Origin of the sequence: Streptomyces sp. NPDC052225 (assembly GCF_040679615.1) — a bacterium.
In the GTDB taxonomy this organism is placed as follows: domain Bacteria; phylum Actinomycetota; class Actinomycetes; order Streptomycetales; family Streptomycetaceae; genus Streptomyces.
In genome coordinates this window covers 89,117-99,572 of the sequence record NZ_JBFAVD010000019.1, presented here as the reverse complement: position 1 = coordinate 99,572, position 10,456 = coordinate 89,117, and the positions used below count along the sequence as shown (strand labels likewise).

Sequence of the window (10,456 nt, the reverse complement as noted above, 5' to 3'; positions counted from 1 at the left end):
CCGCGAGAGGTGACCGCGATCAGGCTCGGAGCCGGTCATCCTAGGTCCGCCATGCCTCTCCCGACCAGCGGATAAAGGCCGCAGGACCGGCCGGATCCGGGGATGTGCGGTGATTGTCAGTGGCGTGGTGTGCAATGGATCTCGTGCCTGCGCTCGAAGAACCGCTGAAGAAAGTGCTCGGCCCACCCACCGCGAAGGTGATGGCCGAGCACCTAGGCCTGCACACCGTCGGGGACCTGCTCCACCACTACCCGCGCAGATACGCGGAGCGCGGCGAGCTCACGCGCCTCGCGGAGCTGCCGCTGGACGAGCACGTCACCGTCGTCGCCCAGGTCGCGACCGCCCGCGTCCTGAGGTTCAACGGCGGCAGCGGCCAGCGCCTCGAAGTGACCATCACGGACGGCAGCGGCCAGATCCAGCTCGTCTTCTTCGGCAAGGGCATCCACAAGCCGCACAAGGACCTGCTGCCGGGCACGCGCGCGATGTTCGCCGGCAAGGTCTCGCTCTTCAACAGGAAGATGCAACTGGCGCACCCCGCCTACCAGTTGCTGACCGCCGAATCGACCGAGGACGCGGCCGAGGCCGTCGGCTCCTGGGCCGGGGCCCTGCTGCCCATCTACCCGGCCACCGCCAAGCTGGAGTCCTGGAAGATCGCCAAGGCGGTCGACCTGGTGCTGCCCAGCGCACAGGAGGCCCTCGACCCGCTGCCCGACGCGCTGCGTGAGGGCCGCGGCCTGGTCCCGCTCCCCGAAGCCCTGATCAAGATCCACCGGCCGCACACGAAGGCGGACATCGCCGACGCCCGCGCCCGCCTCAAGTGGGACGAGGCCTTCGTCCTCCAAGTCGCCCTCGCCAGGCGCCGGTTCGCCGACACCCAGCTGACCGCCGTCGCGCGCGTGCCGAAGGCGGACGGACTGCTCACGGCCTTCGACGCGAAGCTGCCGTTCACGCTCACCGACGGCCAGCGGAAGGTCTCCAAGGAGATCTTCGACGACCTCGCCACCGAGCATCCGATGCACCGGCTGCTCCAGGGCGAGGTGGGCTCCGGCAAGACGATGGTGGCCCTGCGCGCGATGCTCGCCGTGGTCGACGCCGGCGGGCAGGCCGCGATGCTCGCGCCCACCGAGGTCCTCGCCCAGCAGCACCACCGCTCGATCACCGAGATGATGGGCGAGCTGGCGCAGGCCGGCATGCTCGGCGGCGCCGAGCACTCCACCAAGGTCGTCCTGCTCACCGGCTCCATGGGCACCGCCGCCCGCAAGCAGGCACTGCTCGACCTGGTCACCGGCGAGGCCGGCGTCGTCATCGGCACGCACGCCCTGATCGAGGACAAGGTGCAGTTCCACGATCTGGGCCTGGTCGTCGTGGACGAGCAGCACCGGTTCGGCGTGGAGCAGCGCGACGCCCTGCGCTCCAAGGGCAAGCAGCCGCCCCACCTCCTGGTCATGACGGCGACACCGATCCCGCGCACCGTCGCCATGACCGTCTTCGGCGACCTGGAGACCTCCGTCCTCGACCAGCTCCCGGCCGGGCGCTCGCCGATCGCCAGCCATGTGGTGCCCGCCGCCGACAAGCCGCACTTCCTCGCGCGCGCGTGGGAGCGCGTCCGGGAGGAGGTGGAGAACGGGCATCAGGCGTACGTCGTCTGCCCCCGCATCGGCGACGACGAGGACGACAAGCCCAAGAAGGGCAAGAAGAAGTCCGCCGAGGACGAGGCCGAGAAGCGGCCCCCGCTCGCCGTCCTCGACGTCGCCGAGGAGCTGGCGCACGGGCCGCTCCAAGGACTCAAGGTCGAGGTGCTGCACGGGCGGATGCACCCCGACGACAAGGACGCGGTGATGCGCCGGTTCGCCGCGGGGGAGACGGACGTGCTCGTCGCCACGACCGTCATCGAGGTCGGGGTGAACGTGCCGAACGCGACGGCGATGGTGATCATGGACGCCGACCGCTTCGGCGTCTCCCAGCTCCACCAGCTGCGCGGCCGCGTCGGCCGTGGCTCCGCGGCGGGCCTGTGCCTCCTGGTCACCGAGATGCCCGAGGCCAGCCCCGCGCGCGCCCGCCTCGGCGCCGTCGCCTCCACGCTCGACGGGTTCGAGCTGTCCCGGATCGACCTGGAGCAGCGCCGCGAGGGAGACGTCCTCGGGCAGGCCCAGTCCGGCGTGCGCTCGTCCCTGCGGATGCTCGCCGTCATCGAGGACGAGGAGATCATCGCCGAGGCCCGCGAGGAGGCGACCAGGGTCGTCGCGGCCGACCCGGACCTCGACCGCCTGCCCGGCCTGCGCACGGCCCTCGACGCCCTCCTGGACGAGGAGCGTGAGCAGTACCTCGACAAGGGCTGAGACACTGATCGCGCAGGAACAAAGGACCGGAGCGCACCGCACGCGCTCCGGACCACCCCGAGACAAGGACCGAGAGCAGAGATGACCCGCGTGATCGCCGGACGCGCCGGCGGACGCCGCCTGGCCGTACCGCCGGGGAACGGCACCCGCCCCACCTCCGACCGGGCGCGCGAGGGCCTCTTCTCCACCTGGCAGGCGCTCCTCGGCACCCTCGACGGGGCGCGCGTGGCCGACCTGTACGCAGGTTCGGGAGCCGTCGGCCTGGAAGCCCTGTCGCGCGGCGCCGCGCACGCGCTCCTCGTCGAGGCCGACGCCCGAGCCGCCCGCACGATCCGCGAGAACATCAAGGCCGTCGGCCTGCCCGGAGCCGAGGCACGTACCGGAAAAGCGGAACAAGTCGTCGCGGGCGCGCCCCCTGCCGACCCCTACGACCTGGTCTTCCTCGACCCTCCGTACGCGGTCTCCGACGACGATCTTCGGGAGATTCTGCTCACACTCCGTACTCAGGGCTGGCTCACGGACGATGCGCTCGTCACCGTGGAACGCAGCACACGAGGCGGCGAATTCCGGTGGCCCGACGGGTTCGAGGGACTGAGGTCCCGTCGCTACGGCGAGGGCACGTTTTGGTACGGTCGCGCCGCCTTGAACACCACCCTCACGTGCGACGACGCACGATGACCGGACCGGAGAGCGAGGGACTTCCCGTGCGCCGCGCAGTCTGTCCCGGGTCGTTCGACCCCATCACCAACGGCCACCTCGACATCATCGCCCGAGCCTCCAAGCTGTACGACGTGGTGCACGTCGCGGTGATGATCAATCAGTCGAAGCAGGGCCTGTTCACCGTGGACGAGCGGATCGAGCTGATCCGCGACGTCACCGCCGAGTTCGGCAACGTGGAGGTCGAGTCCTTCCACGGCCTGCTCGTCGACTTCTGCAAGCAGCGCGACATCCCCGCGATCGTCAAGGGCCTGCGCGCCGTCAGCGACTTCGACTACGAGCTGCAGATGGCCCAGATGAACAACGGCCTCTCCGGTGTGGAGACCCTCTTCGTCCCCACCAACCCCACCTACAGCTTCCTGTCCTCCTCGCTGGTCAAGGAGGTCGCGGCCTGGGGCGGCGACGTGTCGCACCTGGTCCCGCCGCTGGTGCACGAGGCGCTGACCGAGCGCCTGCCCAAGAAGTGACACCCACAGGCGAGTTGGGCATACAGTCGTCCCGTCCGTCTCCAAACCCCCTGTCACATCGGTAGTGACAAGACGAGAGAGTGGCGAGCACACGGTGGACGTCCAGAAGAAGCTCGACGAGATCGTCGCCGCGGTCGGCAACGCCCGGTCCATGCCCATGTCGGCCTCGTGCGTGGTCAACCGCGCCGATCTGCTCGCCATGCTCGACGAGGTGCGCCAGGCCCTGCCCGGCTCCCTCGCGCAGGCGCAGGAGCTGATCGGCGGCCGCGAGCAGATGGTCGAGCAGGCCCGCGCCGAGGCCGAGCGGATCATCGAGACCGCGCACGCCGAGCGCGGCAGCCTGATCTCCGACACCGAGATCGCCCGCCGCTCGCAGAACGAGGCGGACCGCATCCTCGCCGAGGCCCGCCAGGAGGCCGAGGAGATCCGCGCGGAGGCCGACGACTACGTCGACTCCAAGCTCGCCAACTTCGAGGTCGTCCTCAACAAGACGCTCGGCTCGGTCGGCCGCGGCCGCGAGAAGCTGCTCGGCACGGGCCCCGGCACCGACGAGCAGGGGTACGAGGACGAGGACGCTCCCGAGCGCAGCCACGACCCCGAGACGCTGCGCAGGGACGCCGACTCCTACGTGGACGCCAAGCTCGGCGCCTTCGAGGCGGTGCTCGCCAAGACCCTGGAGGCCGTCGGCAAGGGCCGGCAGAAGCTGCACGGCCGCATCGCCAGCGACGACCTGGGCGCCCTGCCCACGGAGGACGAGCAGGCGCACACCAGCGACGCCGACTACCTGGCGGGCCTCGCCGAGATCGGCAACCAGGACGCCCAGCAGATCCAGGCGCAGCAGGTCCAGGCCCCGCAGATCCCCGCACAGCAGCCCGCCGCGGCCGCCGCGTACGGGGAGCAGCAGGACCCGTACGCCTACCAGCAGCAGTACGCGCAGCAGGACCCGTACGCGGCGTACCAGCAGGACCCGTACGCGTATCAGCAGCAACAGCAGCAGGACCCGTACGCGGCCGCCTATCAGCATCAGCAGGACCCGTACGCCTACCAGCAGCAGGACCAGCAGCAGGCGCAGGGCGGCGCGCTCGACGAGACCAGTCTCTTCGACACGAGCATGATCAGCATGGAGCAGGTCCGGCAGTACGAGCAGGAGCAGCACGGCCGCTGACCGGTGTGCTCCGGGGCGGCCGGGACCGGATTGGGCCGTGAGCGAATGGTCCAGTATCCTGGCTCTTCGGTCGCGCGTATACGTGCGGTCCCAGCTGCCCGGAAGATTCGGTGCCGCTGACCCCATGAGCTTCGAAGAACGAAAGCAGGACCAGCCCTGAACACCCGCCTCGACCACCGCAACCCACTCGTGTTCGATACGCACGAGCTGGGTCGGCGTCCTGGTGCCATGCAGCGGCTGTCCCGCACGATCGACGCTCCCAAGGCCCTCGGTCTCCAGGGAGTCATCGAGGTGCCGGAAGGCGCCCCGGTGGAGCTCGACCTCCGTCTGGAGTCGGTCATGGAAGGGGTGCTTGTCACAGGCACCGCCCGTGCATCGGCGAAGGGGGAGTGCGTAAGGTGTCTGGAGCCGCTCGACCATGAGGTCGACGCGGACTTCCAGGAGATGTTCTCGTACCCTGACGCCGACGACCGGGGCCGTGTGAAAGCGGATCCGGCCGACGACGCCGAGGAAGATGACGAGGACAGGCTCTTTCTCGAGGACGGACTTTTCGACCTCGAGCCTGTGCTGCGTGATGCGGTGGTGCTCGCACTGCCGATGCAGCCGGTGTGCCAGGAGGACTGCGAGGGACTCTGCTCCGAGTGCGGAGTGCGTCTCTCGGACGAACCTGGCCACCACCATGACGCCGTCGACATCCGTTGGGCGGCTTTGCAGGGACTCGCTGGCACCATCCAGGACGGCGAGAAGGACGAGATGAGCGGCGCCGAAGCACAAGCGGGCGTCGACGAGAAGCAGGAGAAGTAGCCGTGGCTGTTCCGAAGCGGAAGATGTCGCGCAGCAACACGCGCCACCGCCGGTCGCAGTGGAAGGCTGCGGTCCCCACCCTGGTTTCGTGTGAGCGTTGCCAGGAGCCCAAGCTGCAGCACATCGCGTGCCCCGCTTGTGGCACCTACAACAAGCGCCAGGTCCTCGAGGTCTGAGCGGCTGGTGAGAGGCTCTATGTCTGACGCCAAGAAAAAGGCGGACACCACAGCCTCGTCCCACACGCTTCTGGAAGGGCGGCTCGGGTACCAACTCGAGTCCGCCCTTCTGGTGCGTGCGCTGACGCATCGCTCGTACGCGTACGAGAACGGCGGGCTGCCCACGAACGAGCGCCTCGAGTTCCTCGGGGACTCCGTGCTCGGACTCGTGGTCACCGACACGCTGTATCGCACCCACCCCGACCTGCCCGAAGGCCAGCTGGCCAAGTTGCGGGCCGCGGTGGTCAATTCGCGTGCACTGGCGGAGGTCAGCCGCGGGCTCGACCTGGGTTCCTTCATCCGGCTCGGCCGGGGCGAAGAGGGCACGGGCGGCCGGGACAAGGCGTCCATCCTCGCCGACACCCTGGAAGCGGTGATCGGTGCTGTCTATCTGGACCAGGGTCTGGAAGCGGCGGGCGAACTCGTCCACCGGCTCTTCGACCCGCTGATCGAGAAGTCCTCGAATCTGGGTGCCGGCCTGGACTGGAAGACCAGTCTCCAGGAGCTCACGGCGACCGAAGGGCTCGGCGTTCCCGAGTACCTGGTCTCCGAGACGGGCCCGGACCACGAGAAGACCTTCACTGCTGCCGCCCGCGTCGGAGGCGTCTCGTACGGCACCGGCACCGGCCGCAGCAAGAAGGAAGCGGAGCAGCAGGCCGCTGAGTCCGCCTGGCGCGCCATTCGCGCCGCGGCGGACGAGCGCGCCGAGGAGGCGGCTGCCGCGGCCGCCTCGGAGGGGGCGGCCGCCGACACCGCCCCTGGCGTGTAGCGCTCGGTTTCCTCAGTCGCCCGTTCCCACCGGTCCGCCGGTGGGGGCGGGCGTTCTGCGTTGTACGCTGCCCCGCGTCACCCCGATGTCACCCCGACCCGTCCCGCCCCGTCCGGAGGACCCCCGTGCCAGAGCTGCCCGAAGTAGAGGTCGTGCGGCGCGGGTTGGCCCGCTGGGTGGCGCACCGGACCGTGGCCGACGCGGAGGTCCTGCACCCCCGTGCCGTACGCCGTCATCTCGCGGGCGGCGAGGATTTCGCGCACCGCCTCAAGGGGCAGCGGATCGGCGAGCCGATGCGGCGCGGCAAGTACCTGTGGCTGCCGCTGGAGACGACGCACACCTCCGTGCTCGCGCACCTCGGCATGAGCGGCCAGCTGCTGGTGCAGCCGCACGAGGCGCCGGACGAGAAGCATCTTCGGATCCGCGTACGGTTCGCGGACGACCTCGGGACCGAGCTGCGGTTCGTCGACCAACGCACCTTCGGCGGGCTCTCGTTGCACGAGAACACCCCCGACGAGCTGCCGGACGTCATCGCGCACATCGCACGCGACCCCCTGGACCCGCTCTTCGACGACGCGGCCTTCCACGACGCGCTGCGCCGCAAGCGCACCACCATCAAGCGCGCTCTGCTCGACCAGTCGCTCATCAGCGGCGTCGGCAACATCTACGCGGACGAGGCGCTGTGGCGCGCGAAGCTGCACTACGAGCGCCCCACCGCGACGTTCACGCGCCCGCGCACGGCCGAACTCCTCGGCCACGTAAGGGATGTGATGAACGCGGCGCTGAGCGTCGGCGGGACGAGTTTCGACTCCCTCTACGTGAATGTGAACGGGGAGTCCGGCTACTTCGACCGGTCCCTCGACGCGTACGGGCGTGAAGGGCTGCCGTGCCGCCGGTGCGCGACGCCGATGCGGCGCCGCGCCTGGATGAACCGGTCGAGCTACTACTGCCCGCGCTGTCAGAGGCCGCCGCGCGTCTCGTCGTAGCGCTCGCGGGAGACCAGTACGTCGTCCATCCGCCCCTCCACGAACCGGATGAGGGTCAGCAGCCGCTCGGCCACCTCCCGGCCCAGCGGCGTCAGTTCGTAGTCCACGCGCGGCGGGTTCGTGGGCTGCGCGTCGCGGTGCACCAGGCCGTCGCGCTCCAGCGCGTGCAGCGTCTGCGACAGCATCTTCTCGCTCACGCCGTCCACGCGGCGGCGCAGCTCGTTGAAGCGGAACGAGCCCTCGTGCAGCGCTCCCAGGGTGAGCGCGCCCCACCGGCCGGTCACGTGCTCCAGCGTGCCGCGCGACGGGCAGGACTTGGAGAACACGTCGTAGGCGAGGTCGGGGGAATCCATGCCGGTCGAGTCCATACCACGAGCATACTCCGACGCAGCGCGAACTTGCGGGTTGCGCTATCTAAAAGTTAGTGCTTTCCTTCGGTGGTCGCCGCGAGCGTTCCGACGCGTCCGGCACTTTCCTTCACTCACCGATCCGGGAGTACGTCACCATGACCACGCATGCCCTCGCACCCGTCGTCGCCATCGCCTACCACTCGGGCTACGGCCACACCGCCGTCCTCGCCGAGGCCGTTCGCGCGGGGGCCGTCCAGGCCGGCGCCGAGGCCCACCTCATCAAGGTCGACGAGATCACCGAGGAGGAGTGGGCGCGGCTCGACGCCGCGGACGCGATCGTGTTCGGATCGCCGACCTACATGGGTACGGCGTCGGGCGCCTTCCACGTCTTTGCGGAGGCCACCTCGAAGCGCTGGTTCGGCCTCGACTGGCAGGACAAGCTCGCCGCCGGGTTCACCAACTCCGGCTCCAAGAGCGGCGACAAGCTGCACACCCTGCAGTTCTTCCAGATCCTGGCCGCGCAGCACGGCATGACCTGGGTCAACCTCGGTCTGCACCCGGGCTGGAACACCAGCGAGGCCTCGGAGGACGACCTCAACCGGCTCGGCTTCTTCGCGGGCGCGGCCGCGCAGACCAACAACGACCAGGGCCCCGAGGCCGTGCACAAGGCGGACGTCGCCACGGCCGAGCACCTGGGCCGCCGGGTCACGGAGACGGCGCGCGTGTTCCGCGCGGGCCGCCTCGCCGTCACCGCCTAGAAGCTGTTCGCAAGCCGCTCAGAAGCCGAAGTCCTGCGTCCACCACGGGCCGCCGGAGCCGAAGTGCACACCGACGCCGAGGGTCTTGTAGTCGCAGTTGAGGATGTTCGCCTTGTGGCCGGGGCTGTTCATCCAGGCGTCCATCACGGACTGGGCGTTGGCCTGGCCACGGGCGATGTTCTCGCCGCCGAGGTCCGTGATGCCGGCCGCCTTGGCGCGGTCCCACGGCGTCGCGCCGTCCGGGTCCGTGTGGTCGAAGAAGTTCCGCGCCGCCATGTCCTCGCTGAAGGCGGTCGCCAGCGAGGCGAGGCCGCTGTCCGCGGTCACCGGGGTGCAGCCGACCTTGGCGCGCTCCTGGTTGACGAGGGCGAGGACCTGAGCGGCGGCCGCCGTCTCCGACGTCGTCGCGGAGCCGCCACCGCCGGCGGTGGTCGGTGCCTTCGTCTTCGCGGGGGCCGTCTTCGTCGGGCTCGCGCTCTTCGTCTCCGGCTCGCTGCTCCTGGACGCCTCAGGCGTCTTCGACGGCTCGGCGGACGGCTTCGACGAGGCGGACTTCGAGGGCGAGGCGGAGGGCGTGGCGCGCGCGGTGTCGCGGCTCGCGGCGGACGGCGCGCGGTCGTCGACCGAGCCGTCCGTGCCGCCCTGCGCCTCGACGCTGGGGGAGGAGTCGGCGGCCTGCACCTTGTTGCCGCCGTTGTCGCCGCCGAGCTTGTAGTTGTCGGCGCCCGGGATCAGCCCCGAGGCCACCGCGACCGCGCCCATGGCGACGGCGGCGGAGACGCCGAGCAGGCCGGTCCGCACGGGCACACCGCCGCGCTTCTTGCGGCGCCGGTGCGGGCGCTCCCCGCGCGGCTCGTCGCCGGAGCCGCCGGCCGAGGAGACGGAGCCGTAGAACCCGGTCACCGTCTCGTCGTACGGGCTGTACTCCTCGTACGACGAGTACAGGGGGTGCTGCGTCGCGGCCTGCCGGCCGTACGGCGCGTCCGTCCCGTACGCGTCGCCCGGGTAGGACCCTGCGTGACCGGCGCCGTACGCCTCGCCATATCCTTCGGTGTACGTGCCCTCGGAGTGCGGCTCCGGGGTGCCCGCGGCGCGGCCCGTGGCGGCGCGGCCGGCGGCGGAGCGTCGGTGGCGTCCCATGTCTGGCCTTCCTCGTCCTCGCGGTCGTCAATGTGACTCACCCATACGGGTGAGGCTCATCGGTCCGCGACGGTACCCCAAGACGCAAGGGGACGAAGTGCTCCGAGTGCAATTGGCCGGTTAGCGTGCACCCATGAACGAAGACGTACGGCTCGTCGCCTGGGTGCGAGGACGCGTCCAACGTGTGGGTTTTCGGTGGTTCACCCGTGCACGTGCTCTGGAGATCGGGGGCCTGAGTGGTTTTGCTCTCAATTTGGAGGACGGTCGCGTCCAGGTGGTCGCCGAGGGCCCGCGCCCCGCGTGCCGGCAACTGCTCGACTGGCTCCACAGCGACGACACACCCGGCCGGGTCGACGGTGTGACTGAGATCTGGGACACGCCCCGCGGCGGCTACGACGGGTTTGCCATCCGCTGAGCCGTCGTCCCTGGCGGCGGCGGGTGCGCCCCGCGCGCAGGTGCCGCGGGCAACTGCTCAGGGCAGAAATGCCCTGGTGGTTGCCAAGACGGGGGACTCGTGGCAGGCTCCCGAGAGACGGATGATCACTACGCCCCCAGGGCCCCGAAGGTCAGGCCGCGCCGGACGTTTCACGGCGCGAAGCCCCCGGGTTGCCCGCCAATACGGGGCGTGATCGTGTTGACCGTCAAACTTTTTGGTGAGACTCTGGAATCCCCGCGCACCTTAGCTGTTTGGCATGTGAGAACGGCAGCAAGAACAAGAAGTGCCAAGCACCGCGGGTGCGATTCCC

12 protein-coding genes are annotated in these 10,456 nt (G+C 70.1%); 10 read left to right on the top strand and 2 right to left on the bottom strand.

Annotation, left to right across the window (positions count from 1 at the left end; genetic code table 11):
* Positions 1-134: 134 nt before the first annotated feature.
* The 8 genes from recG to mutM all read left to right on the top strand — a co-directional run bounded on the left by recG (position 135) and on the right by mutM (position 7,462).
* Positions 135-2,339, top strand: coding sequence for an ATP-dependent DNA helicase RecG (gene recG / locus AB0L37_RS25860; RefSeq protein ID WP_365509957.1), 2,205 nt, complete (start codon positions 135-137; stop codon positions 2,337-2,339).
* Between the two features lie 81 nt (positions 2,340-2,420).
* Positions 2,421-3,017, top strand: coding sequence for a 16S rRNA (guanine(966)-N(2))-methyltransferase RsmD (rsmD, locus tag AB0L37_RS25855; protein WP_365509954.1), 597 nt, complete (start codon positions 2,421-2,423; stop codon positions 3,015-3,017).
* Positions 3,018-3,043: 26 nt separating this feature from the next.
* Entirely contained in the window at positions 3,044-3,523 is a 480-nt protein-coding gene (coaD, locus tag AB0L37_RS25850) for a pantetheine-phosphate adenylyltransferase (protein WP_365509951.1), read from the top strand.
* A 94-nt stretch (positions 3,524-3,617) separates the two neighbouring features.
* Positions 3,618-4,688: an ATP synthase F0 subunit B gene (locus tag AB0L37_RS25845; RefSeq protein ID WP_365509948.1), complete on the top strand. Its 1,071-nt coding sequence runs from the start codon at positions 3,618-3,620 to the stop codon at positions 4,686-4,688.
* Positions 4,689-4,844: 156 nt separating this feature from the next.
* Complete coding sequence (locus AB0L37_RS25840) at positions 4,845-5,492, top strand: DUF177 domain-containing protein (protein ID WP_365510115.1); 648 nt, start codon at positions 4,845-4,847, stop codon at positions 5,490-5,492.
* Between the two features lie 2 nt (positions 5,493-5,494).
* Positions 5,495-5,668, top strand: a complete 174-nt coding sequence (gene rpmF / locus AB0L37_RS25835) for a 50S ribosomal protein L32 (RefSeq protein ID WP_030361955.1) — start codon at positions 5,495-5,497, stop codon at positions 5,666-5,668.
* 19 nt (positions 5,669-5,687) lie between these two features.
* Positions 5,688-6,476: a ribonuclease III gene (rnc, locus tag AB0L37_RS25830; protein ID WP_365509945.1), complete on the top strand. Its 789-nt coding sequence runs from the start codon at positions 5,688-5,690 to the stop codon at positions 6,474-6,476.
* A 125-nt stretch (positions 6,477-6,601) separates the two neighbouring features.
* Positions 6,602-7,462 (top strand): bifunctional DNA-formamidopyrimidine glycosylase/DNA-(apurinic or apyrimidinic site) lyase, encoded by an 861-nt coding sequence (mutM, locus tag AB0L37_RS25825; RefSeq protein WP_365509942.1) that lies wholly within the window; start codon positions 6,602-6,604, stop codon positions 7,460-7,462.
* Here the strand turns inward: mutM and AB0L37_RS25820 are convergent.
* Positions 7,435-7,830 (bottom strand): helix-turn-helix domain-containing protein, encoded by a 396-nt coding sequence (locus AB0L37_RS25820; protein WP_365509939.1) that lies wholly within the window; start codon positions 7,828-7,830, stop codon positions 7,435-7,437. The two genes, mutM and AB0L37_RS25820, sit on opposite strands and share 28 nt — an antisense overlap.
* Positions 7,831-7,967: 137 nt before the next feature.
* Here AB0L37_RS25820 and AB0L37_RS25815 point away from each other — a divergent pair, with 137 nt between their 5' ends.
* The gene (locus tag AB0L37_RS25815) at positions 7,968-8,570 is read left to right on the top strand and encodes a flavodoxin family protein (RefSeq protein ID WP_365509936.1); all 603 of its coding nucleotides are present in this window, start codon (positions 7,968-7,970) and stop codon (positions 8,568-8,570) included.
* A gap of 18 nt (positions 8,571-8,588) precedes the next feature.
* Here the strand turns inward: AB0L37_RS25815 and AB0L37_RS25810 are convergent, their stop codons facing one another.
* Complete coding sequence (locus AB0L37_RS25810; protein ID WP_365509934.1) at positions 8,589-9,710, bottom strand: CAP domain-containing protein; 1,122 nt, start codon at positions 9,708-9,710, stop codon at positions 8,589-8,591.
* A 133-nt stretch (positions 9,711-9,843) separates the two neighbouring features.
* Between AB0L37_RS25810 and AB0L37_RS25805 the strand changes: the two genes are divergently transcribed.
* Positions 9,844-10,125 (top strand): acylphosphatase, encoded by a 282-nt coding sequence (locus AB0L37_RS25805; RefSeq protein WP_365509931.1) that lies wholly within the window; start codon positions 9,844-9,846, stop codon positions 10,123-10,125.
* The last annotated feature ends 331 nt before the right edge of the window (positions 10,126-10,456 follow it).

Bases quoted from the DNA above. Each gene is read 5' to 3' on its own strand.
- recG (WP_365509957.1), top strand. From the start codon at position 135: ATGGATCTCGTGCCTGCGCTCGAAGAACCGCTGAAGAAAGTGCTCGGC.
- rsmD (WP_365509954.1), top strand. From the start codon at position 2,421: ATGACCCGCGTGATCGCCGGACGCGCCGGCGGACGCCGCCTGGCCGTA.
- rnc (WP_365509945.1), top strand. From the start codon at position 5,688: ATGTCTGACGCCAAGAAAAAGGCGGACACCACAGCCTCGTCCCACACG.
- AB0L37_RS25820 (WP_365509939.1), bottom strand. From the start codon at position 7,830: ATGGACTCGACCGGCATGGATTCCCCCGACCTCGCCTACGACGTGTTC.
- AB0L37_RS25815 (WP_365509936.1), top strand. From the start codon at position 7,968: ATGACCACGCATGCCCTCGCACCCGTCGTCGCCATCGCCTACCACTCG.
- AB0L37_RS25810 (WP_365509934.1), bottom strand. From the start codon at position 9,710: ATGGGACGCCACCGACGCTCCGCCGCCGGCCGCGCCGCCACGGGCCGC.
- AB0L37_RS25805 (WP_365509931.1), top strand. From the start codon at position 9,844: ATGAACGAAGACGTACGGCTCGTCGCCTGGGTGCGAGGACGCGTCCAA.